Genomic DNA, 27,000 nt, shown 5'->3' with positions numbered 1-27,000 from the left:
CCCCGCGGGGAGGGCGGCCCAGGCGCCGCGCGCCCCGCGCGTAGAACAAGGAGCATGGTCATGCGTCAACCGTTGCAGATCGCCTTCCGCAACATCGACCCCTCTCCCGCCCTGGAGCATTCGATCCGCGAGCATGCCGACAAGCTCGACCGCTATTTCGGAAACATCCTGTCCAAACGCGTGGTCTTCGAAGTTCCCCATCGCCACCAGCATCAGGGCAAGCAGTACACCGTCCAGGTCGCCCTGACCGTTCCCGGAGAGGAACTGGTCGTGCGCAGCGACAAGTCTGGCGGTCATGGCCACGAGAGCGCCGATGCGGCCATCCGGGACGCCTTTGACGCCGCACGCCGCACATTGGAGCGTTTCGCCGAGCGTCATCGCCACGAGGTGAAGGTCCACGCGTCCGACGCCGCCCTGCCGTAATCGCCTGAACAACAAACCGTCCGTTTCCGATCCGCCCAGCGCCCCGCCTATCCGGCCATCCGGACGGGCGGGGCGCTTTGCTTTACGGCAGATCTATGGAAATAGACAATTTGATAATGTGTAATTTTACGACAGAATCCGTAATTCACAAATAATGCGAATTTTCCTACTTGAAAAGTAGGAATATGTGATGTTCAATCTCCCCGATCCGTCGGGGCGAACCGCGTCGCTCCGGTCATTCGTGCCGCAGGAGAACGGAGCCATGACGATCGACACTGCTCAACACTCCGCCCCGTCGTCCCTCGATCATCTGGTCGGGGTGATTGGGGACAATCTGCGTGGCCTCCGTCGGCGGCAGGGGCTGTCGGTGGACGGGCTGGCACAGCTGTCCGGCAGCGACCCTCACATCCTGATGGCTATAGAAGAGGGGCGGCACCGCCCCGACATCGGCACCTTGTGGACGGTCGCCAAGGCGCTGGACCTGTCATTTTCCAGCCTGCTCAGCACCGGAGGCGACGCCGGCACCACGGTGATCCGGCGGGCCGAGCAACGCAGCCTGACCTCCCGCGACGGCCTTTTCACCTCCCGCGCCCTGTTCCCGCTGAAGGGCGAGCGGCAGGTGGAGTTCTACGAACTGCGCCTGTCGCCCGGCGCCGACGAGTCCGCCGACGGCCATTCTCCCGGCACCATCGAAAACATCTTCGTCGGCCGTGGGCAGGTCGACATCGCCACCGCCGACGGCGAGCACCGGCTGGAGGAGGGCGACTCGATCCTGTTCGAGGCCGACGTCCCCCACCGCTACCGCAACTCCGGCGATGGCGAGGCGGTGCTGTACCTTGTCATGTCCTACATCCTCTGACCTTGGGGAGAGCGGCGATGCCGGACACCGTCCTGCCTTTTCAGCGACATCTGCCCGATCCGGAGATCGTGGATCTGGGCGCGCTGGCTGCCCGCGCCGGCCTCGTTCCCGCCGACCCGCTGCGCCAGCCGCTGGCCGAGGCGCGCGATGCGGCGGAGCGCTACCATGTCTTCCTCAACGGCCCGGCGCTGCCCGCCGACGTGCGCGAGGTGGTGACGGACGGCCCGGCAGGGCCTTTGCGTCTGCGCCTGATCCGGCCGCCGGGCGCGTCGGAGGATGGCCGACCCCTGCCGGTGCTGATCTACTTTCACGGCGGCGGCTTCGTGGTCAATTCCATCGACACCCATGACCGGCTGCTGCGCCTGCTCGCTCGGCACAGCGGTGCGGCGGTCTGCGCCGTCGCCTACAGCCTCGCACCGGAGCGGCGCTTTCCCCATCAGCGGGGGGAGGCGCTTGCCGCCCTGCGCTGGGTGGTCCGTCACGGCGCCGGCCATGGCCTCGATCCGGAACGGATCGCCGTCGGCGGCGATTCGGCGGGGGCCAATCTGGCGCTCGGCCTCGCTCTCGATGCGCGGGACGAGCCGGGGCCGCCGCTGTCCTTCGCCATGCTGCTCTACGGCATGTTCGCTCATGATTTCGACACCGAGTCGCATCGGCTGTTCGGCGACGGACGCTTCGGCCTGACAACGGAACGGATGCGCTGGTACTGGCGGCAATATCTCGGCCATGGCGGGATCAGCCGCGACCCCGCGGCGGCTCCGCTGCTCGCCGATCTGCGCGGGCTGCCGGCGCTGCACATTGCCGCTGCCGGGCTGGACTGCCTGCGCGACGACAGCCTGCGGCTCGCCCAGCGGCTGGAGCAGGCACGGATCCCGCACCGGCTGGTCCTGCATGAAACTCTTCCCCACTCCTTCGCCAGCATGACCCGCCATGTCCGCAAGGCGGAAGAGGCGGTGATCCTGGCCGCCGACTCCGTCCGGCGGGCCTTGTGCCGCTGACTGTGCCGCCGATGCGCCGCTGAACGCCAGCCGTTCGGTTCCGAGCCATTCTCTGCCGCGCCCGTCCGGATCGTCCGGGCGGGCGCAATATTTTCAGCCTGCCGGGCCGGTCAGGGGCAATCCTACTTGCCGGCGCACCGCACACTATGGTTGCATCGATCATTGCGATTGATCGGGGCTTCGACATGATCGAAAACGGTTCCTCGATTCTGGAGCGCCACAAGGTCTCCGTGGTTGGATCGGGGGCGGAGACGCTGGTCCTCATTCCCGGCTTCGGTACGGAACAGTCGGCGTGGCGCCACGTCGTGGAGGCGATGCAGGACCGCTATCGCATCGTGCTGTTCGATCTGGCCGGGATCGGTCCCGGGAATCAGATGCATTATGACCATGTCAGCCACGGCACGCTGGATGCCTATGCCCGCGATGTGGTGGCCATCCTCGAAACCCTGTGGATCGAAAAGTGCGTCTGCATCGGCCATTCGGTGGCGGGGATGGTGGCGGTGCTTGCCTCGATCAGGATGCCGCACCTGTTTGCCAAGCTGGTCCTGCTGGGCGGATCGGCCTGCTACCGCAATGTCGGCGACTATCGCGGCGGCTTCGATACCGCCGACATCGACGCCCTGATCGACAACGCCACGCAGGATTACATGCGGTGGACAGTCCAGTTCGGCCAGCTGGTCGTCTCTCGCCCGGCGGAGGATCCGACCGTGCGGGAATTTGCCGCCTCGTTGCGGGCGATGCGTCCGGACATGGCACTGTCGCTGCTGCTGACCGTGCTGCGCAGCGATGTCCGCAGCCGCCTTGCCGAAGTGACGGTGCCGGCCGTCCTCCTGCAAGCCCGGGAGGATGCCGCGGTGACCCGTGAAGCGGCGGAATATCTCCGCGACCATCTGTCGAGCAGCGTACTGGAGATCCTGGACGCCGCCGGGCACCTGCCCCACCTGTCGGCGCCCGCAACGGTGATCGCGGCGCTCGACCGCCATCTCTCCTGACTTTGCTAAATTAGTGATCGGACAGCATAAATCCGGTATTCGCTGCATCGAAGGCCAAGACCCTAAACCAAGGTCTAGGGTCGCTCGACCTAAACACTGCCGAGGTTAATCTGCGTCTAGTGGTGTGCGGCACATGGTCGCGTTTACCTTGTGTGGGCAAGTCGGGCGGCGGTTCCTCTCCGTGGAAAGCCGCGCGCCAGCCAACGGAGACGCCCCATGGCTTCGGCCCACCAGTCCAATCTGCGGATGCGCTACGTTCCGACGCCGGATGAGCCGGAGGTTCTGATCCTTGGCTCGGGCGGCGGCACGGTGGGGGTTGCACGGATCCGCTGCATGGCTGGCGGCGTCGGCCATTTCAGCCCGGCGTCGGAGGACGCCTTTCTGGTCAGCCATCATCTGTCCAATTTCCATTCCGACGTCTGGGTCGACGGCCGGCTGGTGGAGAAGCCCGCCAACATCGCCGGGTTGACCTCGATCCACGACTACCGCCGCAAGATCGATTGCCACATGCACACGGCTTTCGACACGCTGACCTTCCATCTGCCCCGGACGGCGCTGGAAAGCGCCTGCCCCGACGTCCATGGCGGCCGGCTGGAGGACCTGTCGATTGCGCCCAGCAGTCCGGTCAACGATCCGACCGTGCGGGCGCTGGCATCGGCCATCCTGCCGACGCTGGAGTTTCCGGAGCGGATCAGCCTGCTGTATCTCGACCATGTCTGTTCGGCGCTGGCGACCCATGTCGTGACCGCCTATGGCCGGGTGAGCGCCGCCAGGACCGGGGGCATGCTGGCGCCCTGGCAGGAGAGGCGGGTGAAGGAGATGATCGCCGCCAATCTCGACGGCGAGATCCGGCTGGCCGACCTTGCCGCCGAATGCCGGCTGTCGGTCGGGCATTTCGTCCGCGCCTTCCGCCGTACCGCCAACACCACGCCCTACCAGTGGCTGCTGCACCGGCGGATCGACCATGCCAAGACGCTGATGCGCGACGGATCCCAGACGCTGGCCGATGTGGCGCTGGCCTGCGGCTTCGCCGACCAGAGCCATTTCACCCGCACCTTCAGCCGTCTGGTCGGCATTTCGCCGCGCAGCTGGCGGCGGCGCAATGACGGTGTCGATACCGTCCTGCCGACGGGCCTCCCGTCCCATGCGCCTGCCGAAATCCCCTGTGCCTGATCCGCCTGTCGGCGCATCGCGGCAATTTCCCCAACTGCGGCGGAATGCCGCTATCCTGCCGAGGCTGTGCTGGGGAAGGGCCGTTTCATGGAGTCCAGTCTAGACCATCTGACGGAGACGGGCTCCGGCACCCACGCGCTTGGCGGCGATGGGGAAACCCGGCTGCTGCGGGTGACGCGACCGGGCCAGCCCTTTCCGATCCTGGCGCGCATGGCGGAACCGGGTGTGCCCACCGATGCCGTGCTCGCCCGCCTGCGACAGGAGCATGAGCTGTCGCCGCTGCTCGACCCCGCCTGGGCGGTGAAGCCGCTCGAACTGTTGCGCCATGGCGCCGTGCCGGTGCTGACCCTGGCCGATCCGGGCGGGCAGCCGCTGCCGGCGCTGTGGCTGTCCATGCCTGCCGTATCCGCCGGGGCATTCCGCCAGCGGCTGTCCCTGGCGATCCGCATCGCCGCCGCGGTGGCGCGGCTGCACCGCCGCGGGATCCTGCATGGCGACCTGCGGCCCTTCAACCTGCTGGTCGGGGAGGATGAGGCAGTGCGGCTGACTGGCTTCGGCCGCGCCGCCGACCTGTCGGCCCCGCAGCGGCAGGAGGTGGAGCGGCCGGCGGCGCTGCTGCCCTACATGGCGCCCGAGCAGTCGGGGCGGATGAACCGCCCGGTCGACCGGCGCAGCGACCTCTATGCGCTGGGCGTCACGCTCTACGAGCTGTTCACGGGAGAACTGCCCTTCGCCGCCCGCGATGCGATGGAGTGGGTCCACAGCCATCTCGCCCGCGCGCCGATCCCGCCGGCCACCCATGCCCCCGACCTGCCGCCAGGGATTTCCGGCATCCTGCTGCGGCTGCTCGCCAAGACGGCGGAGGACCGCTACCAGACTGCCGACGGCCTTGTCCGCGATCTCACCCATGCCCTCCAGCTTTGGGATGGGCAGGGCCGCATCCCGGCCTTTCCGCCCGGCGGCCGCGACCTGCCGGAGGGGCTGGAGCCGCCCGCCTCGCTCTATGGCCGGGAGGAGCCGCTGGCTGTGCTCCAGGCTGCCTTCGAGCGGGTAGCCGGGCGGGGCCGGATGGGCATCGTGCTGATTTCCGGCCGGTCCGGCGTGGGGAAGTCGGCGGTCGTCCATGCGCTGGAGGAACAGCTGGTACCGCCGCGCGGCCTGTTCGCCGCCGGCAAGTTCGACCAGGGCCGCCGCGACCTTCCCTATGCCAGTCTGGCGGAGGCCTTCCGCGACCTGATCACGCGCATCCTCGCCCTGCCGGTCCCGCACCGCGACCAGTGGAGCCGCGGCCTCGGCGAGGCGGTCGGCGACGGCGGCGCGCTGATGACCGCGCTGATCCCCAACCTCGCCCTGCTGATTGGCGAACAGCCGCCGGTGCCGCCGCTGCCGCCGCAGGAGGCGCAGAACCGTTTCGACCTGCTGTTCCGCCGCGTGCTCCAGCTTTTTGCCCGCGCCGACCACCCGCTGGTGCTGTTCCTCGACGATCTGCAATGGTTGGACCGCGCAACGCTGGATCTGCTGAACCGGCTGGTCGCCGACGGCGGCATCGGTCATCTGCTGCTGATTGGCGCCTACCGCAGCGATGAGGTCGGGCCGGACCATCCGCTCGCTGCCCTGCTGGAGCGGATCGGGCGTTCCGCGGCCGAGCCTGCCGAAGCGGGAATCGATTGCTGCGAGATCGCGCTGGGTCCGCTGTCGTCCGACGACCTGCGCCGGATGGTTTCCGACAGCCTGGACCGCAAGCCGGACGAGGTGGAGGCGCTGGCCGCCCTGCTGGAGGAGCGGACCGGCGGCAACGCCTTCTTCGCCGTGCAGCTCCTGACCGCGCTGGAGCGTTCCGGCCGGCTGTGGTTCGACCGCGAGGCGAAGCGCTGGGACTGGGACATGGCGGCGGTGGAGACGGCCCGGTCGGGCGCCAGCATCGCCACCCTGATGACCGAACGGCTCGGGCGCTTTCCGGCGCGGGCGCGCGACCTGCTGGCCCGGCTTGCCGCGCTGGGCGCCAGCGCTCCCCTCACGACCCTGGCGCTTGCCGCCGGCCTGACGGAGGCGGAAACCGGGCGAGATCTGGAGCCGGTGCTGGCCGAAGGGCTGATTCTGCGCAGCGACGGCGGTTACCGCTTCCTCCACGACCGGGTGCAGGAGGGGGCCTATGCGCTGGTGCCGGCCGAGGGGCGCAGCAGGCTCCATCTCGACATCGCCCGTGCATTGCATCGCGGCTTCGCCGCCGATCTGTCGGGAGGGCGGCTGTTCGCGCTGGTCGGGCAGTATGACCGCTGCCTCTCCCTGATCCAGGACGGGCGCGAGCGGGAGGAGGTGGCGACGCTCCACCTCGCCGCCGGTCATCAGGCCAAGGCCGCCAGCGCTCACGGCTCCGCACTCGCCTATGCGCTTGCCGGCCTCCGCCTGCTGGAGGGCGGCGAGGTGGAGCGTCGCCACCGGCTGGCCTTCGCGCTCGAACATCTCCAGGCCGAATGCGAGTTCCTCAGCGGCGACCTGCAGCGGGCTGAACTGCGGCTTCTCGGGCTGGTCGGGCGGAGCGGATGTCCGGCCGACCGCGCCGCCATCACCGCCCTGCTGGTGACCGTCTACACCGCCATCGACCGCAGCGACCGCGCCATCGACGCCTGCCTCGCCTATCTGCGCGGTGCCGGCATCGACTGGCCGGCCCACCCGCCGGCCGCCCTGGCCCATGAGGAGTACGCACGGCTGCGCGAGGCTATCGGCGGCCGGCCAATCAGTTCGCTGGCGGCGCTGTCGGCGGTGAACGATCCCGACAGCCGGGCGACGCTGGACGTGCTGGCGGCCGCCTTGCCGCCCGCCTTCTTCAGCGACCGCAACCTCGTCTGCCTGATCCTCTGCCGGATGGCGAACCTGACGCTCCAGCATGGGCGCAGCGATGCCTCCGCCCTGGGCTTCGCCTATCTCGGCATGATGGCCGGCCCTTATTTCGGCGATTATGACGCCGGTTACGCGTTCGGCCGGCTCGGCTACGATCTGGCGGAGCGGCACGGGCGGACGCGCTACCGGGCGCGGGTGCTGATGACGTTCGCCTATCATGTCGTGCCCTGGACCCGCGACATCCGCAGCGAGCGGCCGTTGCTCCTGCGCGCCTTCGAGGAGGCGCGGGAGGCCGGCGACGTCACCTATGGCGGCTTCACCAGCGTGACGCTGGTCACCAGCATGCTGGCGTCGGGCGATCCGCTGGCGACGGTGCAGCGCACGGCGGAGGCGCGGCTCGCCTATGTGCGGCAGGTGAAGTTCGGGCTGTGCGCCGACATCCTGACCACCCAGTTGCAGCTTGTGCGCGCCTTGCGCGGGCGGACCGACGAACTCGGCTCCTTCGACGGGCGCGGCTTCGACAATGCCGCCTTCGAGGCGCGGCTGCTGGCCAACCCCAGCCTGGACATCGCCACCTGCTGGCATTGGATCCGCACGCTCCAGCTCCGCTGCATCGCCGGCCGGATGGCGGCGGCGGTCGAGGCGGCCGAGCGCGCCGAGGGGCTTTTGTGGACCACCTCGGGCCATTGGGAGATGGCGGAGTTCCACTTCCACGCCGCCCTGGCCAGGGCCGGGGCGATGGACGGGGTGGAGCCGGAGGAGCGCCCCCGGCATGCCGTGGCCCTGGCCCGCCATCTCAACCAGCTGCGCGAATGGGCCGGCCACAGCCCCGACAGCTTCGACGCGCGCTTCGCCCTGGCGGAGGCGGAGGCGGCGCGCACGCAGGGGCGGACCGAGGATGCGATGCGCGGCTACGACCGCGCCGTTCTGGCCGCCCGCCGCAACGCCCTGCCGCATGTGGAGGCGCTGGCCCATGAATGCGCCGCCGGCCTTTACCGCCGGATGGGGGTTCCCACGCTGGAGCTGGCCTGCATCCGCGAGGCGGTCGACCGCTACGGCCGCTGGGGGGCGACGGCCAAGGTCCGGCAGCTCGCCCGCCGTCATCCCTCCCTGACCGTGGAATCGGGCGAGGCGGTGATGCCGGAGGCCCCGCGTGGGTTCGATGGGATCGATCTGGCCTCTCTCCTGGAGACGCTGCGCACCGTTTCCGATCAGGCGGGCGTGGAACAGCTGACCACCACCCTGCTGACCCTGGTGCTGGAACATGCCGGCGCCAGCCGCGGACTGCTGATCCTCGCCCGCGGCGAACGGCTGCGGGTGGAGGCGGAGGCGACCATCGGCCTCTATGGCGTGTCGGTCCGGCTGGTGCAGGAGGATGCCGACCGCTTTCCGCTACCCCACACCATCATCCATGGCGCCGTCCGCGACCAGGAGGCGGTGATCGTCGACGACACCCGCGCCGCCGGCCCGCTGTCCGCCGATCCCTATTTCCAGGAGACGGAGGCGCGCTCCATCCTGTGCCTGCCGCTGGTCCGCCGCCGCCGTGTCGTCGGGCTGCTGCATCTGGAGAATGCGCTGGCGACCTACGCCTTCACCCCGCAGCGGGTCAATGTGCTGACCCTGCTCGGCGCCCAGGCGGCGGCCTCGCTGGAGACGGCGACGCTGGAGGAGAAGGACGCGCTGCTGAAGGAAATCCATCACCGGGTGAAGAACAACCTCCAGCTCGTCACCAGCCTGCTCAACCTTCAATCCCGCCGCATCGAGGACAAGGCGGTGGCCGCATTGTTCGCCGACAGCCGCGACCGCGTGCGCTCGATGGCGTTGGTGCACGAAAGCCTCTACCGTTTGGGCAACTTCGCCTGGGTGCCGATGCGCGAGCATCTGGAATCGGTCTGTGCCCATCTGCTGCGCGCCTATTTCCGAAATGCCGGGACGGTGCGGCTGGAAACCGAGATGGACGACCTGAAGCTGGACCTCGACCGTGCGGTGCCCTGCGGGCTGATCGTCAACGAACTGGTCTCCAACGCGCTGAAGCATGCCTTTCCGGGGGGGCAGGGCGGGGTTCTGCGGATCGCCCTGACCACCGACGGGCAGGATTGCCGCCTGTCCGTCCGGGACGACGGCGTGGGCTTGCCCGACGGATGCGATCCCGATAGGATGGAGTCCGTAGGCTTTCAACTTGTTTCGGACTTGACCAGTCAGCTGCACGGCGCATTGAAGTACAGGTCGGGTGCCGGATCAGAATTCATCGTTACCTTTCCTTTGAAGGGGCGCAATCGGGGACGTCAATGATCGCGGCACGCATCCTGATCGTCGAAGACGACCGCATCGTTGCGCGCGATATTCAGCATCAACTGTCCCGAATGGGCCATGTGGTTGTCGGCATGTCGGCCAGCGGCGAGGATGCCGTCCGGATGGCTTGCAGCCAGCAGCCCGATCTCGTCCTGATGGACATCCGCCTGGAAGGGGAGATGGACGGGATCGAGGCGGCGCGCAGGATCCGCGATGCCCACCGCATCCCCATCGTCTTCCTGACCGCCTATGCCAATGACGAGGTCGTGCATCGCGCCAGCCTGACGGAGCCCTTCGGCTATCTGCTGAAGCCCTTCGAAGAGCCGCAGATGCGCACCGTGATCCAGATGGCGCTGTACAAGCATGCCAGCGACACCAGGCTGCGCCTCAGCGAGCGGCGCTATGCCGCGACTCTGGCCAGCATCCGCGACGGCGTCATCCTGTGCAACCGCGACGGCCGGGTCGATTTCATGAACCGCGCGGCGGAGACGATGACCGGCTGGACCGCCGCGGAGGCCGCCGGGCAGCCGCTGTCCGCCGTCTTCGTCGTGGTCGACGAGGAAACGCAGCAGCCGCTGGAGGATTTCTCCGCCGTCGTCCTGCGCAGCGGCGACTTCGCTCCGACGGAACGGCAATCCCGCCTGCTGCCGCGCGGCGGGGATGCGGATGCTTTGCCGGCCGGGATCGTCGTCGAGGAGCGCTGCTCCGCCATCATCGACGACCGTGGGGATCTCGTCGGATCGATCCTGGTGTTCCGCGATCTGACCCAGCGCCGCCGGATCGCCGAGGCTCTGCGCACGGCTCAGGCCGACCTCGCCCATATCGGCCGGCTGACCATGATGGGGGAACTGGCGGCCGCCGTCGCGCATGAGGTGAACCAGCCGCTGATGGCGATTGTCACCAATGCCGGAACCTGCCTCCAGCACCTGTCGCAGCCTCAGCCCGACCTCGACAAGACCCGCATGGTGGTGGAGCGGATCGTGCGCGACGCCCAGCGGGCCGGCGACGTGGTGCGCAGCATCCGCGCGCTGGCCCGTCGGACTCCCGTCGATCCCGGCTGGGTCGACATCAGCGCGCTGACCGCCGACACGCTGGAACTGGTGCGGGCCGAGCTGCGCCGCGCCCGCATCACGGTGGAAACCGATCTTCAGGCCGGTCCGCCCTGGGTCCATGGCGACCGGGTGCAGTTGCAGCAGCTCGTCCTGAATCTGGTGATGAACGCCATCGAGGCGATGTCCGCCGACGATCTGCCCGAACGGCGGCTGCGCATCGTCACCGGCAGCGCCGACGGCTGGCTCCGCGTCCGGGTCGAGGACAGCGGGCCGGGCATCGTGGAAACCGACATCGACGCCATCTTCCGCGCGCTGTACACCACCAAGCCCGACGGGCTGGGCATGGGCCTGTCGATCAGCCGGTCGATCGTCGAGCTGCATGGCGGACGGCTGACCGCGACGCCCGGCACGTCGGGCGGGAGCGTGTTCGAATTCGTGCTGCCCGTATCGCCCGGAGGAAAGTGATGGTGAGGAAGGCGGAGGCCGTGGCGGCGGCAGAGACCGTCGTCATCATCGACGACGACGAAGCCGTCCGCGAGGCGCTGGAGGGGCTGCTCGATTCCGTCGGCTTGCAGGTCAGGAGCTACGGCTCGGTCCAGCAGTATGTCGATCAGCGGCCGGCCATCGACGTCGGCTGCATGGTGCTGGACGTGCGGCTGCCGGGGCGCAGTGGCCTGGATTTCCAGGCGGAACTCGCGCGCTCCGGCAACAGCCTGCCGGTGATCTTCATCAGCGGCCATGCCGACGTGCCGATGTCGGTCCGCGCCATGAAAGCGGGGGCCTTCGAGTTCCTGACCAAGCCCGTGCATCACCAGGAGCTTCTGGACGCCATCCATGCCGCCATCGCCGCCCATGGCGAGCGTCGCTGCCAGGAGCGCGGCCTGACCACCCAGCGTGCTCGCTTCGACACGCTGACCCCGCGGGAACGCGAGATCACCTTGATGGTGGTGTCCGGCCTGCGCAACAAGCAGATCGCCGACGATCTCGGGCTCAGCGAGGCGACGGTGAAGCTGCACCGCGGCCAGGCCATGCGCAAGATGGAGGCCCGCTCCGTCGTGGAACTGGTCCGCATCGTCGACAGCCTGACCGCGACCGGCCGTACCCAGTAGGGGGCAGTTGTCCGCCTTCGCCTGTGAGCCTCCTTCGCATGTCGGATCATAATCATATGACCATTTCCATAGATCCGTCGCCACGGACCGGCACGGCGACGGCCCACGACGGAATCCTCACCGGCAAGCGCGTCGGCCGGCAACGATGGCGCAACGGCAGCCAATTTGTTGAACGAAGCTTTCAAAGTGATCGTTGCCCTTCGATCAATCCGTATGACGGAGACAATCACCCAAAGAGAATTCAGGAATTTGTTCTAACTTTTTCTTAAGTATTCTCCGGTTTTTCCTGTCCGACATGGGTGCCGGATAAGGCATGCGCCGCAAAAGAAGAGCAAGGCGCCGTTGGCGGGACTAAATCGGGGATTGGGTATGACGATCAGGGCTTTGTCCCTTGCGGGCAAGACTGTGATGCTCTGCGGCGGTGGACTGCTGTTGCTTGCATTCTCTACATTCGGTGTGAATGAATTTCTGCTGACCAGCTATGCCGACCGGGTGGCGATGGAGCGGCAGGAAACCAACATGCGCGTCGCCTGGGACGTGCTGAATCAGTATGGACAGGCGTTCGATGCGCATGACGGCAAGCTGTTTGCCGGCGAGCGCGCCCTGAACGACTTCTTCGAGCCGGTGGATCGGGTCAAGCGGCTGGTCGGCGGCACCGCGACCCTGTTTATGGGCGACCGCCGCGTCGCCACCAACGTGCTGAAGCCGGACGGCGGCCGCGCGGTCGGCACGACACTGGCGAAGGGGCCGGTCTACGACGCCGTGCTGGGGCGCGGCGTGCCCTATCGCGGGCAGGTCGACATCCTGGGCACGCCCTTCTACACCGCCTACGACCCGATCAAGGCGCCGGACGGCCGCGTCGTCGGCATTCTCTATGTCGGCATTCCGAAGGCGGAGTTCTTCGCGGCGATCCGCGACACCCAGGCGATGATTGCGGTCATCAGCGCCATCGTAACTCTACTGGTCGCCGCCGGCTGCCTGCTGCTGGCGCGGCGCATGTTCCGGCCGTTGTCCGGCATCCGTGTCGCGATGGAGGAACTGGCGCGCGGCAACCTGTCGGTCGCCATCCCGGCGCTGGGCCGCAAGGATGAGATCGGCGGCATGGCCAAGGCGCTCGGCGTGTTCAAGGACAACGCGCTGGAGGTCGCTCAACTACACGAAACCCAGGCGGCGGAGCGCGCGCGGTCGGTTCAGGAACGCCGCGCGGCGATGGAGGAGGTGGCGCAGTCCTTCGAAGGCTCGCTTCTGGGCGTCGTCGGCGTGTTGAGCGCCACCACGACGCAGTTGCAGGCCAATGCCCAGCGCCTGCACGACATCGCCGAGACCGGCAGCGTCCGCGCCCACACCGTCAGCACCGCAGCCGGCGAGGCCAGCGAAGACGTGCGCACCGTCGCCGGCGCCGCGGAGGAGATGAGCAGCTCCATCGGCGAGGTCGGCCGGCAGGTGGAGGAGTCGGCCCGCATGGTCCGCAGCGCGGTGGAGGAGGTGACCCGCACCAACCACACGATGGACGGGCTGGCCGCCGCCGCCGGCAAGATCGGCGAGGTGGTGACCCTGATCCAGGACATCGCGGCGCAGACCAACCTGCTGGCGCTGAACGCCACCATCGAAGCGGCGCGGGCGGGGGAGGCCGGCAAGGGCTTCGCCGTCGTCGCCGGCGAGGTGAAGACGCTCGCCAACCAGACCGCGCGCGCCACCGACGACATCGCCCGCCAAGTGGCGGAAATCCAGGCGGTGACCGGTCATGCGGTGGAGGCCATCGAAGGGATCGGCCGCACCGTGCTGTCGGTCAGCGACCTTGTCGGCCGCATCGCCGTCTCCGCCGACCACCAGAGCGCCACCACCGCCGACATCGCCCAGTCCGTCCAGCGCGCCGCCGACCGCACGACCGAGGTCACCCACAACATCGAGGAGGTCTCGCAGTCCGCGCACGAGACCGGCGTGATGGCGTCCGAAGTCCGTGCCGCCGCCGCCGACCTCGGCCGGCAGGCGCTGTCCCTGCGCGATCAGGCGGAGGAATTCCTCCGCCATGTTCGGGCGGCATGACGACGCGATCAAGCGCCGCGATCAGGTACCGAAGATCACCGAACGGTCGATGTCCGGCAGGGTCGGCCGCCCGGTGAGCGCCATGGCGACCTCCAGCTCGGTTTGCAGCAGGGTCAGCATGTGGGCGACGCCGGCCATACCGCCGACGGCCAGCGCGTGCAGCACCGGCTGTCCCACCAGCACCGCGTCGGCGCCCAGCGCCAGCGCCTTCAGGATGTCGGTGCCGCGGCGGATGCCGCCGTCCATCAGGACCGGCAGACGGCGGGCCGCCCGCTCCGCCACCGCCGGCAGGGCGTCGATGCTGGCGGGCAGGGTATCCAACGTCCGGCCGCCATGGTTGGAGACGATCAGCCCGCCGGCCCCGGCGGCGATGGCGGGCTCCACATCCTTGGGATTGAGGATGCCCTTCAGCAGGACGGGCAGGCCCGTTTCGCTGCACAGCCACGCCACCATGTCCCAGGTCGGGGCGGTGTGCAGCATGCCCTGGAAGACCGGGCTGCCGGGGCGGGGCGGGCGGAAATCGTCGGGAGCGAGGCCGGCGAGGTTCACCGGGGCGATTGTCGGCGGCAGGCGGAAGCCGGCGCGCTGTTCCATGTTGCGCATCCCGTTGACCGGCGCGTCCACCGTCAGAACCAGCGCCTTGCAGCCGGCATCCTCCGCTCGCCGCACCAGGGTCAGCGTGTCCTCCCGCCGCGGCTGGCTGTAGAGCTGGAACCATAGGGGCGCCGTCGCCCGCCGGGCGATCTCGTCCACCCGGACGCTGGCCTGGGTGCTGACGGTCATCCAGCTGCGGGTCAGGCCGGCGGCCTCTACCGTCGCCAGTTCGCCGTTGGGATGGACCAGCCTGTGGTGGGCCATCGGCGCCAGGATGATGGGATAATCCAGCACTTCCCCGAACAGCTCGGACCGGGCGGTGGCGCCGGACAGCTCGCGCAGGACGCGCGGCATCAGCCGCAGGCGGTCGAAGGCCTCGCGGTTGGCGCGCTGGGTGATGCCGTCGGCCCCGGCCCCGGCGATGTAGGCGCGGGTCGCCAGATCGACCCGGTCGTTGAAATGCCGCTCATAGTCGGACAGCGACACGGTGTTGGGCGGGACGATCATCGAGAAGCCTCCTTCCGGCTTTCGGCCAGCCTCAGGGCCTCGGCGGCCAGCGCCTGGATCTGTGGATCGGGATGCGGGGCCAGAGCCGCCGCCATGCTGCGGTAAAAGTCGGGAAAACCGCTGTCGAGCGCGAGGCGGAACCAGCGCAGCGCCTCGTCCCTCGCTCCGTCCCCGATCAGCAGGCGGGCATGGTTGAAGCGGCCCCAGCAATCGCCGGCCTCCGCGGCCGCCTTGAACAGAGTGCGCGCCGCGGCCTCGTCGGCCGGCACCGCGCGCCCGCATTCATGGAACAGGCCCAGCATGTTCAATGCCTTGGCATTGCCCTTGGCGGCGGAGGCGGCATAGAGCCGGTAGGCGGCCTCGTCATCCCTGGCGACGCCGATCCCGCGGCAATGGAGGTCGGCCAGATTGAACATCGCCCAGCCGTCGCCGAGATCGGCCGCCTTGCGGTAATGGGCCGCCGCCTGGACGGGATCGGCGGGAACGCCCCAGCCATGTTCATGGCAGCGGCCGAGCAGGTTTATGGCGCGGGCATCGCCGCCGCGCGCCGCGCTGCGGAACCAAGCGAAGGCCGGTTCGCCCTCGCCGCGGTCGAGGCAGGACTGGCCGAGCGCCAGCAGGGTGTCCGCCGGGCCGATGCCGCGGGAGGTGGACCGCATCGGAACCGTCCTCACACCTCCGCCCAGCGGCGCAGCAGGTTGTGGTAATGGTTGACCAGCGACAGGACGGCGTGGTGGCTGTCGCCCAGCTCCTGCCGCAGCTCGATGATCGCCATGTCGAGGTCGTAGAGCATGGCGCGCAGCCCATCGTCGCGCACCATCGACTGGGTGAAGAAGAAGGAGGCCCAGCGCGATCCGCGCGTCACCGGGCTGACCTGATGCAGGCTGCTGGACGGATAGACCACCGCATGCCCCGCCGGCAGCTTGACCGGCCGGGTGCCGTAGGTGTCCTCGACGATCAGCTCGCCGCCCTCGTACTCCTCGGGATCGCTGAGGAAGATGGTGGTCGACACGTCGGCCCGCATGCGCATGCCGCCGGTTCCGGGGATCGTGCGGATGCTGTTGTCGACGTGATAGCCGTAGGTCATGGCGTGGTCGTAGCGGTTGAACATCGGCGGCAGCACGCGCAACGGCAAGGCGGCGGAATTGAAGGCCGGGCTGCGGGCCAGCGCGCGCAGGATGACGGTGCCAAGCTCCCGCGCGGTGTCGCTCTCCTCCGGGATTTGCAGATTGCGCTTGGCGCCGGCCGCCTGATCGCCCGCGGTGACCCGCCCGTCGACCCAGGGCGACGCCTCCAGCACCGTGCGGCACTGCGCGATCTCATCCGCGGTGAGGATGTCGGGGATCTGCAGGAGCATGGGGTGGTTCCTCGTACAAGAGAGGCCGGACCGCCCGTGACGGGGGCGGTCCGGCCGACTTTTCAGGCGATGCGGTGATGGATCAGAAGGTCAGCCCGGTGGTCAGCATGACGGTGCGGCCGGAAGCCGGCACGGCGCGGCTGGCGTTGAAGGCCGAGATGTAGTTGCGGTGGTCGGTCAGGTTGTAGCCGTTCAGCGCCACCGAGACATTGCGGAACTCGTAGGACACCAGCGCATCCGCCGAGAAGGTGTAGGGCAGGCGGCCGGTGTTGGCGCTGTCCGTCCAATATTCCGACGCCACCTGCATACCGCCGCCGACCGTGAATTTGCCGACGCTGCCGGCATCGAACTCGTAGGTCGTCCACAGGCTGCCATTGTGCTTCGGCACGTTGGGGGCGGCATGGCCGACCAGCGCCGCATTGGTGCGCGACTCCGTCACCTTGCCGGTGAGATAGGCGTAGTTGGTGTAGACGCTCCAGCCTTCCGTCAGCTTGCCGCTGATGCTGGCCTCGAAACCGCGGATGCGGACGCCGAGCCCGGCTTCGGAGAAGCCGTCGGTGACGGTGCCGGTGGCGGGATCGACCGAGTAGGTGTTGGTTTTTTCCGCCTGGAAGATCGCGCCGCTGACGCCCAGCCGGCCGTTCAGGAAGTCGGCCTTGGCGCCGATCTCGTACAGGTCGGTCTGTTCCGGATCGAAGCTGCGCGCGCCGTTCGGCGTCTCCGCCGTGCCGTTGGTGACCGCGGCGGCGATGTCGGTGCCGATGGGCTTGTAGGAGCGCGAGTAGGAGGCGTAGACCGACGACTCCTTGGTCGGTTCATAGATCAGGCTGACCGACGGGCTCCAGGTGCGGTCGGAAGCCTGCCCGCCGGCGATGGTCGGAGAAGCGGAGCCGAAACTGGTGCGGAAATAGTCCCAGCGCAGGCCGCCCTGGACCGACAGCTTGTCGAACAGCCACATGCGGTCGGTGACGAACAGGCCGGCATTGGTCACGCTGGCCTCGCGGCCACCGCTTTCCGGATAGACGATGGCGGTGTTGGCCGAGTAGTTGCGCGTCGGGTTGCGGACCGTCTGGTTGTTGACCCGGTTGACCCAGGTGCCGGTCTCGCGCTTGTCGCGCTGATAGCTGACGTCGAGGCCGCCGTTGAGGGAGTGGCGCAGCCCGAACAGATCGCCGTCGACCTTGGCGCCGGTGACGTTCTGAACGCCGAAGCCCTGCTGCTTGAACGCCATGCCGCCGCCGGCGCCATAGCTCAGCGCCACATCGCGGCCGGCTAGGAACTGGGTCGCCGCGGCGCCGCTGAGGGGCGACGGGGTGGTGGCGGCGATGTTGCGCTCGTAATGGCTGAAGCGGGAGTCGTTGTAGACCGACAGTGCCTTGTTCACCTCATGCGCGAAGGACGAGGTGAGGATGTGGTTCTCGGTGTCGTCGCGGTCGAGGGTGCGGACATAGGAGGTCGAACGGTTGAGGCCGTACTCCGCGGCCGGACGGAAGATGCCGTCACGGCCCTGCACCATCGGCTGGCCCATGTCGGGCGTCTTCTCGCCCTTCAGGAAGGCGTAGTTCAGATGCCAGGTGGTCGGCGTGCCGAGGCCGAGGCCCAGGTCGGCGGCGATGCCGCGGCGGTCGGCGTCCACATCGTCGCGGCCGGGAACGTTCTGGGTGTGGTACAGGCCGTTCACCCGCAGTGCCGCGGTGTCGCTCAGCGGCTGATTCACGTCTACTGTGGTGCGGTAGGTCGGGCCGCTGCCCACCGACTGCTCCACCTTGGCCTTCTGCTGCAGCGACGCCTTCTTGGTGCCCTGATTGATGACGCCGCCGGAATTGCCGACGCCGAAGCCGTTGCCCGACGGCCCTTTGAAGACCTGCACCGTCTCGGTATTGAAGACGTCGTGTGTGTAGACGCCGAAATCCTTCAGCCCGTCGGTGTAGATGTCGCCGCGCGCGGTCAGGCCGCGGATGCGGAACTGGTCGCCGTTCTGGCCGCCGTTGCCCTCGCCGGTCGAAATGGTGATGCCCGGCACGTTGCGCAGCGTCTGTTCCAGCGAGGTGGCGCGCTGCTGCTCGATGATCTCCTGCGGCACGACGTTGACGACGCGGGGCGTGTCCTTGACCGTGTCGGGCAGGCGGGACACGCCGGTTGGGGCGGCGTTGACGTTGCCGGTCTGCGGTGCTGCGGCATCGACCTTGATCGAATCGAGCTGCAAGGCGTCGCCGGAGGACCGTTGCGGCGTCGGACCGGTCCCCGGATTTCCCGATCCCGTGCCGGTGCCCTGCGCATCGGCCGTCGCCGGCAGGGCGAAGGTCATGGCAAGGCTGGCGGTGGCGGCGGCACCTGCCAGAAGGGGTCTCAGTCCATGGGGGGACGTGGTCTGTCGCATCAAGCTCTCCCGAAATGCGCCAAGGTGGATTGGACGATCGCTGGAGCGCCTTCTACCAATGGGATAGGCCTTCCTTGCAACAGCTGAGATTGAGAGGCATTCTGAGTTGGAGGGTGGGCGAACAGCCGCCGCGGGCGAACGGAAAGGCTTTCACGCTGAATGCGCGTGGTTGGCCGTCTGGGTCGCGACGGCGGCAGGTTGCGTCGCGTTATGGAGTTTATGCTTAACTATCAATAAGATGGCGCGTGCTTGCGGTGGCGGGTCGATGTCGGCGGAAGGGGGCGTCTCGGGATGGAAATCGGCAATGTTGCCGAAAAGTCACTATGATAATAAGAATGATTTTCATTCGCGCAGGACTTGGTGAGGTGCCCCGTTCAGGTGCGGAAACCGGCGTCACTTGAATGCCAGCAGAATCACCCCGGCGGCGATCAGCACGACGCCCAGCCAGTTCGGCGCCGACAGTTTTTCACCAAGGAACAGCATGCCAAAAACCGCCACCAGCACGACGCTGAGCTTGTCGACCGGCGCCACCTGCGAGGCAGGACCCAGCTTCAGCGCGCGGAAATAGCACAGCCAGGAGGCCCCGGTGGCGAGGCCGGACAGGACGAGGAACAGCCACGTCCTGCCCGACACCGCCGACGGCGACAGCGACTGCCCCGACGAGACGACGATCCCGATCAGCATCGCGAAGATGACGGCGGTGCGGATCAGCGTCGCCATGTCGGACCCGACGCCCTCGACGCCAACCTTGGCGAAGACGGCGGTCAACGCCGCGAAGCAGGCCGACAGCAGCGCCCACAGCATCCAGGACGGAAACAGGTCACCGGTCATCTCTTGGCTTCCTTTAGATCGCTTCTGTCCGGTCAGTCGTCCCAGGGCTTCGGATCGGGCCGGGTCTTGGGCGGCAGCAGGTCGTTGGTGTCCCAGCTCAGCATCAGGAGCAGAACCCATTCCGCCCGGTTGGAGAAGCCATATTGCGGCCCGCTGGAGGACACCAGAGTACCGGAAGTCCTGTCGTAGGCGGAGGCGGCGATCTTGGCAACGCCCTGGGTCAGCTCCTTCTTGAACAGCGAGATCTCCGGCGTGGAGGAACTGCCGCCGACCGGCATTGGAATGTCGATGCTGGGAATGCCGAGCAGCGAGCTTTCGCTGTCCACCGACAGGGCGCCGACCCGCAACTCGACGATGGTGGCCGCCTTGTCACGGTTCTCGGCCATGGCGGCGCCGTGGCGTAGCAGGGCGTCGCGCACGGCGGAAACGGCGTATTTGGTGTCGTAGCCTTCGACGCCGGCGGAATCGACATAGATGCTTCCCCGCACTGCCAGCTTGCCGGCCAAACGCTCGGCGGCCTGATCGGCCGCGGTGGAGATCAGCAGCTGTTCGGTGGCGGAACGGGCAGGGGTGGTGATATGGGAGGTCGAGCAGCCGGCCAGTCCAAACCCGACGATGCTCAATAGAAGCGGCAGTCCGATCCTGTAAAACCGGCTCCATGCGCCATAATGAATCGGTGCTTCATTGTAAGGATATTTTGTTTGCCCACCGAACATCAGTCCTTTTCCTGGCATCTTCCCGGCGATCAGCCGCGTTGGGCGGCCTATCCAGACTGACGGCGGGTGTCTGGTCAACGGCGCAGATGTCCAGGTCCGCCGCGAAGGGCGGTACCACCCACCCCCATCGCACGGATCAGGGGACGGTCAGCCGGTCCACCTGCTCCGGGTTGGGGGTGCCGTTCGCCCGCAGCAGCACCGCCTCGCCCGAAGCCGGGAAGATGCCGGTCAGGGCGGTGACGGTGACCTGATGGGTGACCAGCACGACCGGCTTGCCGTCGCGCGGCAGGTCGGCCAGGAACTGGCGCAGTTGGGTGATCCTGTCCTTCTCCTCGTCCTGCTGGCCGAAGAAGGAGTTGAGGACCGGCAGTTCCTTCACCGGGCCGAGATCCAGCAGGCGGGCGGTGTCCAGGCAGCGGCACCATTGGCTGGACAGCACGCGCGCCTGATCGATGCCGAGTTGCCGCAGCCGCCCGCCGATCCGCGCCGCCTGGGCACGGCCATCCTCGCTGAGATTGCGCTGGGTTGCGCAGTCGTCCAGCTTGTAACCGGCCGGATCGCCGGTGCCGGGCGCGTCCGCATGGCGCATCAGCACGATGAGCCCGGCCGTGTCCTGTGCCGCGGCGGGACATGCGCCGGCCAGGGCGGCAAGCAGCGCCGCGGCGGACAGGGCAATCAGGCCGCGGCGGCATGGGGCAGGCATCGGTATCTCCCTCGGTGGTGCGACCGCTGATCGGAGCCCGGTGCGGCTGAACCCGGTGCGGCTTCCGCTTCCTCCTGCTCAACGTCCGATCCGGGGTGCTTGTTGCCTACGGAATTCTCCGCGACTTGAGAGGGACCGCCGGAAAGTGCCGGACGGCCCCTGTCCGCATGTCCCGGCTCAGTAGGTGTAGAACATCTTCTGGATGGCCTTGCTGTCGGTCGTCCTGGTCAGCGCCAGCATCAGCAGGATGCGCGCCTTCTGCGGGTTGAGGGTGTCGCTGGCAACGAAGTCCAGCTCGTCGTCGTTGGCCTCGCCGTTGCGCGCGACGATGCCGTTGCCGACGCGGGACGAGCGGACGATTGCCACCCCCTGCTTGCGGGCGTCGATCAGGCCGGGCTTCATCGCGTTGGACAGGCTGCCGTCACCGACGCCGGCATGGACGATGCCCTTGGCCCCCGCCTTCACCAGCGCGTCGAGCGCCGTGCGGTTGTTGTTGGCATAGCCATAGACGATGTCGACCTGCGGGAGGCTGTCCAGATTGGAGATGTCGAACTCCGCCTCGGCGGTGTGCTTGCGCACGACCTGCCGGTAGAAATGCGCCTTGTTGTCCTGCATGTAGCCGAGGAAGCCCAGTTCGGGCGTGCGGAAGGTGTCGGCGGTCGAGGTGTTGGTCTTGGTGACGTCGCGGCCGGCGTTGATCTGGTCGTTCAGCGAGACCAGCACGCCCTTGCCGACGGCGTCCTTGGAGCCGGCCAGCGTCACCGCGTTGTAGAGGTTGACCGGACCGTCGGCGCTGATGGCGGTGGATGGCCGCATGGCGCCGACGATCACCACCGGCTTGGTGCTCTTGACCGTCAGGTTCAGGAAATAGGCGGTTTCCTCGATGGTGTCGGTGCCATGGGTGATGACGATGCCGTCGACGTCCTTCTGCGCCAGCAGTTCGTTGACCCGCTTGGCCAGCTTCAGCCAATGGTCGTTGGTCATGTTCTCGCTGGCGATCTGGAAGACCTGCTCGCCCTTGACGTTGGCGACCTTCTTCAGTTCCGGCACCGCTTCGATCAGCTTCTCGACGCCGACCTTGGCGGCGGTGTAGCCGACGGTCGTGGTGCTGGTGGCGCCGGTGCCGGCGATGGTGCCGCCGGTCGCCAGGATGGTGACGTTGGGCAACCCGTCATCGGCGAAGGCGGCGTGGGACGCGGTTCCGCTCAGCAGCAGCGCGGCAAGTCCGGCGGCGGCCACTTTGCGGCTCATGCTGCGGCCTATGGTGCGGGTGGTGGTCTTGAACACGGCGTTCCTCTCCCATTGCATTTTTTATGGCCGGCCCGTGCCAGCCTGCGGGAGGGCGCAGTCTCGTCAATTCCATTGAATGCCCTTAGTCAGCGTCATGAACGGTTTGCGGACCGAATGTGAATGCCCGTTCGAAAATCGGCGCCGCGGGCGGGAGAGTTCGCCGGCCTTGCAAAGCTCCCGCCCGTTAGCCCGTCCCGCGCCTCAGCCCCTGAAGTCGGTGCTGCGGGTCACCGCTTCCCAGGCGTCGATTTCCGCGATCACGGCGTCGAGCTTGGACCGGGCGCGGTTGAGGGCATCGGACCCCAGCAGCAAGTGGAGCGGAGGGGTATCCGAACGGACGGCGGCCAGGATGGCCTGCGCTGCGCGATCCGGATCGCCGAGCTGGCGTCCGGCCATGCCGTCGAAAGCTGACGACATGCGTCCGACACTGTCGGCATAGGCCGCGTCTTCGGCGCTGCTCTTGCGGATCGAATGGCTGGACAGGAAGTCGGTGCGGAAGGCGCCGGGGGCCACCGCCGTCACTTTGATGCCAAGCGGGCCGACCTCCTGCGCAAGAACGGAGGACAATCCTTCCAAGGCATGTTTGGCCGCCGCATAGAGACCGGAACCGGCGCCGGGTGCCCGTCCGGCGATGGAGGTGATGTTGACGATGTGCCCGGCCCCCTGGGCACGGAGGCGGGGAAGGGCGGCGCGGATGATGCGGAACGGCGCGAACACATCGACCGCGAACAGCCGGGCGACCTCGTCGTCGCTGGCCTGCTCGACCGCCCCCAGCAGACCGTAACCCGCATTGTTGACGATCACGTCAATGCGGCCGGCAAGAGCGAAGGCCTGACCGATCGCCGCCTCGGCCGCATCGCCGTCGGCGAGATCGACGGTGAGGACATTCAGGGTGCCGCGTCCTGCGGGGAGGTCCGGCCTGCCGGTGCGGACGGTGCCGATGACGGTGTCGCCCTCCGCGAGGGCCGCCTTGGCGAGTGCCAGCCCGAGGCCGCGCGAGATGCCGGTGATGAACCATGTGGTCATGGGAAGTCTCCTTTCCCGGTCAGAGATACGTCCCGTTGCCGGATCACAGAATACCCGGATTTCTGATGAGACTTGTAAGCGTGGCTGAAGAATGTTCTCTTCGGTTCATGGATCCCTTACTCTCCGGCAGCGACTACAACCAGCTTCGCGCGTTCCTCGCCGTCGGCGAGACGCTGAGTTTCAGCCGTGCGGCGGAGCGGCTGGGCGTTTCCCCATCGGCGCTCAGCCAACTGGTGCGCGGGTTCGAGGAGCGGGTCGGAGTGCGGCTGCTCAACCGGACCACGCGCAGCGTCGCGCTGACCGATGCCGGTGAGAATCTGCTCCGGCGCGTGCAGCCGGCCGTCTCGGAACTCGGCGATGCCATCGGGCAGGTACGCCAATATCGCGAACGCCCCTCCGGTATTGTGCGCGTCCACAGCTTCCGCGCAGCGGCGGAACGCTACATCGAACCGATGCTGGCGGACTTTGCACGGGACTTTCCGGATGTCGTGCTGGACATCACGCTGGATGACGCCGTGGTGGATCTGGTGGCCGGTGGCTTCGATGCGGCGATCCGGATCGGCGAAGTGATCGACCGCGACATGGTTGCCGTGCGTCTCGGTCCGGACCTGCGGCAGATCGCTGTGGCGTCGCCGGATTATCTGGATCGTCATGGCCGCCCGGCGCATCCGCGCGATCTGGTCGACCATCGTTGCATCCGCTGGCGCTGGCCGGGCCATGTGATGCCTTATGCCTGGGAATTCTTCGGAAATGGGTCCTGGTTCGAGGTCGCTGTCGACGGGCCGCTGATCTTCAACGACAAGGACATGGCATTGCGCGCGACCCTCCGGGGGATCGGGATCGGCTTTTGCGTCGAGGATGCCGTGGCCGGGCCTATCGCGGCGGGGGAACTGGTTCCGCTGCTGGAGGACTGGTCCGCCGCCTTTCCCGGCCGGTTCCTGTGCTATCCGCGCCAGCGGCAGATGGCCCCGGCCTTGCGGGCCTTCATCGACGCGGTTCGCGCGGCCGCGTCCATGGCGGACGGAAATTCGGATGTCAAGTTGGTGCAGGAAGATGGTCGCCGCCCTTGAATCGCGCGCCGTTGCCTGGGCAAAGTGCCGGCACTGCTTTCGATCCGAAGGAAACCGGCCTTGAAGATCCTGGGACGCACCGTCGCGCTCGCCCTGTCGCTTTTCGTGTGGGTGGCGGCCTCGGGTGAGGCCGCGGCGGAACGGCGGGTGGCGCTGGTGCTGGGCAACAGCGACTACCGCTTTGCGCCGCGGCTGCCCAACCCGACCAACGATGCCAAGGCGATGGCAGAGTCCCTGCGCGCGGCCGGCTTCGAACTGATCGGCGGGGCGCCGCAGCTCGATCTGGACCGGGCGGCAACGGAACGGGCGATCCGCAACTTCGGCGCCAAGCTGGTCGGGGCCGATGTCGGGCTGTTCTTCTATGCGGGGCACGGCATGCAGGCGCGGGGCACCAATTACCTGCTGCCGGTTTCCGCCAATTTGGAGAAGGAGGCGGACGTCCGGTACGAACTGATCGACGTCGCAATGGTGCTGGACGAGATGGCGCTGGCGGAAAGCCGGCTGAACATCGTCATCCTGGATGCCTGCCGCAACAATCCCTTCGGCGGGCGCGGCATGCGTGCGGCGCTGCCGGGCTTGGCGCAGATGCAGGCCCCCGCCGGGACCATCATCGCCTACGCGACCCAGCCGGGCGCCGTGGCGGCCGATGGTGCTGGCTCCAACAGCCCCTATACCGAGGTGCTGTCGAAGGCGATGCTGAAGCCGGGCGAGGCGGTGTTCGATATCTTCAACGATGTCGGCATAGCGGTGAAACGCAACTCCGGCGGGGTGCAGCAGCCCTGGGTTTCGGCTTCTCCCATCGAAGGGCGCTTCTATTTCCTGGGGCCGACCACCGTGGTGACGGCGCCTCCCGCCGACGTAGCGCCTGCGGCGTCGGCGGCGCCCGCGGCGAACCCCGACAAGGAGACGCTGTTCTGGGACAGCATCAAGGGCAGTTCCAACCGCGGCTTGTTCGAAGCCTATCTGAAGCAGTTCCCGCAAGGCACCTTCGCCCCCATCGCCGAGGCGCGCGTCACCGAACTGGGCGGGGCGGTGCCTGCGGAGCGGGCCCAGCTTTCGGTCGCGGCGCTCGCTACCCCGCCGGTTCCCGCCGCAACTCCTGCCCCGGCCCTCTTGGCTGTCCCGGCCCCGGCTGCCCCGCCGGCCCGGCCGTTCGATGTGGCAGCGATCCCCTATCTCAACGCCAAATCGCGGGACGCGTTGGCAATGTTTAGCGGATTGCCCTCGCCCAAGGCGCTGGCGATCTCGACCAAGGGCAATTACGCCTACTTCTCCAACAAGTCGAACAGCCGGACCGGGGACGACGTCAAGCGCAGCGCCCTGCAATATTGCCAGTACCGTGCGGAGGAGTCCTGCACGCTTTATGCGGTCGACGATGCGGTGGTGATGGACGCCAAGGGCTTCACGCCGATGCCGGTCGAGATCCTCGGGGCCGGCCGTTTCGATCCGGCGCGCGTGCCCTTCGTCAGCGACCACACCCGCAAGGTCGGCATGGTGAACTACCAGCGCAACCCCGGCTACAAGGCGCTGGCCGTGACGCTCGCCGGCCGCTGGGCCACCGTCTGGGATCGCGACAGCGAGGAAGAGGCGAAGGAGGCGGCGCTGGAGCGGTGCGAGCAGTCCGGCGGCAACCATGAGTGCATGCTCTACGCCGTAGGCGACAGGATCGTCTTTGAAGAGGTCCCTGAAGAGGAGGAAGACGAGGAAGAGGAGTGTCCGAAGGCGCCGAAAGGTTGCGTCGCCGCGGGTCAGTGTCCGCCCGCGGTTACCACCGGTGGAGACTGCATTTGCGCCCGCCGCACTGACCGTTTGTGCTCGATCATCGCCCAATGATAACGGCGTGCGCCATTGAGACCGGGTGTATGTCTTTCGATCATTGGAAATTATCGTTCCACCGCTGATTTGTTGTGCAATGCGACAACGGCTGCGGTTGTGACGATTCCGGGATGATCCAGACATGAACCCAAGCAAAAGCCCGAATACGGGCCAGCCAAGCGTGTTCCACACCAGCCGCCGCCGTTTCCTCGCCACCACGGCGATGGGGCTGGTGGCGCTGACCGCCTCCGGCGCCCGGGCGAAAATCCTGTTCGGCACCGGCCTGCCCTGGGATTCCGGCTCCATCGAGCCGCCCCGCCAAGTCCTTCCCGGTCCCTGGACCTTCTTTACCCCGCGCGAGGGCGAACTGGTCGAGGCCATCGTCGAACGGCTGATCCCCGCGGACGACCTCAGCGTCAGCGGCAAGGATGCCGGCTGCGCCGTCTTCATCGACCGCCAGCTGTCCGGCCATTACGGCACCTCCGACCGGCTCTACATGAAGGGGCCGTTCCAGCCCGGCCTGCCGACCCAGGGCGACCAGACCGACCTGCCCCCGGCGATGAAGTACCGCCAGGGTCTGAAGGCGCTGGACGACCATTGCCGCCGGACCATGGACGGCAAGAGTTTCACCGATCTGTCGCCGGAGCAGAAGGACAAGCTGCTGACGGCGATGGAGGCGGGCGAGGCAAAGTTCGACGGTCCGGTCGGTTCCGGCAGCCTCTTCAGCCTGCTGTTGCAGAACACCATGGAAGGGTTCTTCGCCGACCCAATCTATGGCGGCAACCGCGACATGGTCAGCTGGAAGATGATCGGCTTCCCCGGCACCCGGTACGACTACCGGGACCATGTGTTGAAGCACAATCGGAAATACACGTTGCCGCCGGTGTCGATCGGCGGCCGCGGCGACTGGGCCAGGAAGGGCTGAG

General features: G+C 67.7%; 21 protein-coding genes. 12 read left to right on the top strand and 9 right to left on the bottom strand.

What is annotated here, in order from left to right:
• Positions 1–60 precede the first annotated feature (60 nt).
• The 9 genes from ABNQ38_RS02320 to ABNQ38_RS02280 all read left to right on the top strand — a co-directional run bounded on the left by ABNQ38_RS02320 (position 61) and on the right by ABNQ38_RS02280 (position 13,785).
• Entirely contained in the window at positions 61–423 is a 363-nt protein-coding gene (locus ABNQ38_RS02320) for an HPF/RaiA family ribosome-associated protein (RefSeq protein ID WP_377805492.1), read from the top strand.
• Between the two features lie 262 nt (positions 424–685).
• Positions 686–1,282 carry a helix-turn-helix domain-containing protein gene (locus tag ABNQ38_RS02315; protein WP_377805491.1) on the top strand — a complete coding sequence of 199 codons (597 nt, stop codon included), beginning with the start codon at positions 686–688 and terminating at the stop codon, positions 1,280–1,282.
• A gap of 17 nt (positions 1,283–1,299) precedes the next feature.
• A complete protein-coding gene (locus ABNQ38_RS02310) occupies positions 1,300–2,280 on the top strand; it encodes an alpha/beta hydrolase (RefSeq protein WP_377805490.1) in 981 nt (326 codons plus the stop codon).
• A gap of 185 nt (positions 2,281–2,465) precedes the next feature.
• The gene (locus ABNQ38_RS02305; RefSeq protein ID WP_377805489.1) at positions 2,466–3,272 is read left to right on the top strand and encodes an alpha/beta fold hydrolase; all 807 of its coding nucleotides are present in this window, start codon (positions 2,466–2,468) and stop codon (positions 3,270–3,272) included.
• Between the two features lie 216 nt (positions 3,273–3,488).
• On the top strand, positions 3,489–4,445 hold the full coding sequence (locus tag ABNQ38_RS02300) for a helix-turn-helix transcriptional regulator (protein WP_377805488.1): 957 nt from the start codon (positions 3,489–3,491) through the stop codon (positions 4,443–4,445).
• An 87-nt stretch (positions 4,446–4,532) separates the two neighbouring features.
• Positions 4,533–9,578 (top strand): AAA family ATPase, encoded by a 5,046-nt coding sequence (locus ABNQ38_RS02295; protein ID WP_377805487.1) that lies wholly within the window; start codon positions 4,533–4,535, stop codon positions 9,576–9,578.
• Positions 9,575–11,095, top strand: coding sequence for a response regulator (locus ABNQ38_RS02290; protein ID WP_377805486.1), 1,521 nt, complete (start codon positions 9,575–9,577; stop codon positions 11,093–11,095). The genes ABNQ38_RS02295 and ABNQ38_RS02290 overlap by 4 nt, the downstream gene beginning before the upstream one ends.
• Positions 11,095–11,739, top strand: a complete 645-nt coding sequence (locus ABNQ38_RS02285; protein ID WP_377805485.1) for a response regulator transcription factor — start codon at positions 11,095–11,097, stop codon at positions 11,737–11,739. The genes ABNQ38_RS02290 and ABNQ38_RS02285 overlap by 1 nt, the downstream gene beginning before the upstream one ends.
• Positions 11,740–12,195: 456 nt before the next feature.
• Positions 12,196–13,785, top strand: coding sequence for a methyl-accepting chemotaxis protein (locus ABNQ38_RS02280; protein WP_377805484.1), 1,590 nt, complete (start codon positions 12,196–12,198; stop codon positions 13,783–13,785).
• Between the two features lie 21 nt (positions 13,786–13,806).
• On the opposite strand, the gene ABNQ38_RS02275 is transcribed toward ABNQ38_RS02280, so the two are convergent.
• The 9 genes from ABNQ38_RS02275 to ABNQ38_RS02235 form a co-directional block, all read right to left on the bottom strand.
• Positions 13,807–14,886 (bottom strand): alpha-hydroxy-acid oxidizing protein, encoded by a 1,080-nt coding sequence (locus ABNQ38_RS02275; protein ID WP_377805483.1) that lies wholly within the window; start codon positions 14,884–14,886, stop codon positions 13,807–13,809.
• Entirely contained in the window at positions 14,883–15,545 is a 663-nt protein-coding gene (locus ABNQ38_RS02270; RefSeq protein WP_377805482.1) for a tetratricopeptide repeat protein, read from the bottom strand. The genes ABNQ38_RS02275 and ABNQ38_RS02270 overlap by 4 nt, the downstream gene beginning before the upstream one ends.
• Positions 15,546–15,556: 11 nt before the next feature.
• The gene (locus ABNQ38_RS02265; RefSeq protein ID WP_377805481.1) at positions 15,557–16,243 is read right to left on the bottom strand and encodes a Fe2+-dependent dioxygenase; all 687 of its coding nucleotides are present in this window, start codon (positions 16,241–16,243) and stop codon (positions 15,557–15,559) included.
• An 82-nt stretch (positions 16,244–16,325) separates the two neighbouring features.
• Positions 16,326–18,623, bottom strand: a complete 2,298-nt coding sequence (locus ABNQ38_RS02260) for a TonB-dependent receptor (protein ID WP_377805480.1) — start codon at positions 18,621–18,623, stop codon at positions 16,326–16,328.
• Positions 18,624–19,016: 393 nt separating this feature from the next.
• A complete protein-coding gene (locus ABNQ38_RS02255) occupies positions 19,017–19,454 on the bottom strand; it encodes an EamA family transporter (protein WP_377805479.1) in 438 nt (145 codons plus the stop codon).
• Between the two features lie 32 nt (positions 19,455–19,486).
• Complete coding sequence (locus tag ABNQ38_RS02250; RefSeq protein ID WP_377805477.1) at positions 19,487–20,077, bottom strand: DUF6655 family protein; 591 nt, start codon at positions 20,075–20,077, stop codon at positions 19,487–19,489.
• A gap of 229 nt (positions 20,078–20,306) precedes the next feature.
• Entirely contained in the window at positions 20,307–20,873 is a 567-nt protein-coding gene (locus ABNQ38_RS02245) for a histidine phosphatase family protein (protein ID WP_377805476.1), read from the bottom strand.
• A gap of 177 nt (positions 20,874–21,050) precedes the next feature.
• Positions 21,051–22,160 carry a type II asparaginase gene (locus tag ABNQ38_RS02240; RefSeq protein ID WP_377805475.1) on the bottom strand — a complete coding sequence of 370 codons (1,110 nt, stop codon included), beginning with the start codon at positions 22,158–22,160 and terminating at the stop codon, positions 21,051–21,053.
• Between the two features lie 204 nt (positions 22,161–22,364).
• Positions 22,365–23,189, bottom strand: a complete 825-nt coding sequence (locus ABNQ38_RS02235) for an SDR family NAD(P)-dependent oxidoreductase (RefSeq protein WP_377805474.1) — start codon at positions 23,187–23,189, stop codon at positions 22,365–22,367.
• A 107-nt stretch (positions 23,190–23,296) separates the two neighbouring features.
• On the opposite strand from ABNQ38_RS02235, the gene ABNQ38_RS02230 reads away from it, so the two are divergent.
• From ABNQ38_RS02230 to ABNQ38_RS02220, 3 genes are all read left to right on the top strand, one after another.
• Complete coding sequence (locus ABNQ38_RS02230; protein ID WP_377805473.1) at positions 23,297–24,259, top strand: LysR family transcriptional regulator; 963 nt, start codon at positions 23,297–23,299, stop codon at positions 24,257–24,259.
• A 60-nt stretch (positions 24,260–24,319) separates the two neighbouring features.
• Complete coding sequence (locus ABNQ38_RS02225) at positions 24,320–26,092, top strand: caspase domain-containing protein (protein ID WP_377805472.1); 1,773 nt, start codon at positions 24,320–24,322, stop codon at positions 26,090–26,092.
• A 124-nt stretch (positions 26,093–26,216) separates the two neighbouring features.
• The gene (locus ABNQ38_RS02220) at positions 26,217–26,999 is read left to right on the top strand and encodes a gluconate 2-dehydrogenase subunit 3 family protein (RefSeq protein WP_377805471.1); all 783 of its coding nucleotides are present in this window, start codon (positions 26,217–26,219) and stop codon (positions 26,997–26,999) included.
• The last annotated feature ends 1 nt before the right edge of the window (position 27,000 follow it).

Source organism: Azospirillum sp. A29 (genome assembly GCF_042604625.1).
Lineage (GTDB): Bacteria > Pseudomonadota > Alphaproteobacteria > Azospirillales > Azospirillaceae > Azospirillum > Azospirillum palustre.
Note: the sequence above shows the minus strand (reverse complement) of the source record. Positions and strands in the feature narration are given on the sequence as shown.

Excerpts from the sequence above, each read along its gene's own strand:
- ABNQ38_RS02320 (WP_377805492.1), top strand. The coding sequence starts at position 61 with ATGCGTCAACCGTTGCAGATCGCCTTCCGCAACATCGACCCCTCTCCC.
- ABNQ38_RS02315 (WP_377805491.1), top strand. The coding sequence starts at position 686 with ATGACGATCGACACTGCTCAACACTCCGCCCCGTCGTCCCTCGATCAT.
- ABNQ38_RS02310 (WP_377805490.1), top strand. The coding sequence starts at position 1,300 with ATGCCGGACACCGTCCTGCCTTTTCAGCGACATCTGCCCGATCCGGAG.
- ABNQ38_RS02305 (WP_377805489.1), top strand. The coding sequence starts at position 2,466 with ATGATCGAAAACGGTTCCTCGATTCTGGAGCGCCACAAGGTCTCCGTG.
- ABNQ38_RS02300 (WP_377805488.1), top strand. The coding sequence starts at position 3,489 with ATGGCTTCGGCCCACCAGTCCAATCTGCGGATGCGCTACGTTCCGACG.
- ABNQ38_RS02295 (WP_377805487.1), top strand. The coding sequence starts at position 4,533 with ATGGAGTCCAGTCTAGACCATCTGACGGAGACGGGCTCCGGCACCCAC.
- ABNQ38_RS02290 (WP_377805486.1), top strand. The coding sequence starts at position 9,575 with ATGATCGCGGCACGCATCCTGATCGTCGAAGACGACCGCATCGTTGCG.
- ABNQ38_RS02285 (WP_377805485.1), top strand. The coding sequence starts at position 11,095 with ATGGTGAGGAAGGCGGAGGCCGTGGCGGCGGCAGAGACCGTCGTCATC.
- ABNQ38_RS02275 (WP_377805483.1), bottom strand. The coding sequence starts at position 14,886 with ATGATCGTCCCGCCCAACACCGTGTCGCTGTCCGACTATGAGCGGCAT.
- ABNQ38_RS02270 (WP_377805482.1), bottom strand. The coding sequence starts at position 15,545 with ATGCGGTCCACCTCCCGCGGCATCGGCCCGGCGGACACCCTGCTGGCG.
- ABNQ38_RS02265 (WP_377805481.1), bottom strand. The coding sequence starts at position 16,243 with ATGCTCCTGCAGATCCCCGACATCCTCACCGCGGATGAGATCGCGCAG.
- ABNQ38_RS02260 (WP_377805480.1), bottom strand. The coding sequence starts at position 18,623 with ATGCGACAGACCACGTCCCCCCATGGACTGAGACCCCTTCTGGCAGGT.
- ABNQ38_RS02255 (WP_377805479.1), bottom strand. The coding sequence starts at position 19,454 with ATGACCGGTGACCTGTTTCCGTCCTGGATGCTGTGGGCGCTGCTGTCG.
- ABNQ38_RS02245 (WP_377805476.1), bottom strand. The coding sequence starts at position 20,873 with ATGCCTGCCCCATGCCGCCGCGGCCTGATTGCCCTGTCCGCCGCGGCG.
- ABNQ38_RS02235 (WP_377805474.1), bottom strand. The coding sequence starts at position 23,189 with ATGACCACATGGTTCATCACCGGCATCTCGCGCGGCCTCGGGCTGGCA.
- ABNQ38_RS02230 (WP_377805473.1), top strand. The coding sequence starts at position 23,297 with ATGGATCCCTTACTCTCCGGCAGCGACTACAACCAGCTTCGCGCGTTC.
- ABNQ38_RS02220 (WP_377805471.1), top strand. The coding sequence starts at position 26,217 with ATGAACCCAAGCAAAAGCCCGAATACGGGCCAGCCAAGCGTGTTCCAC.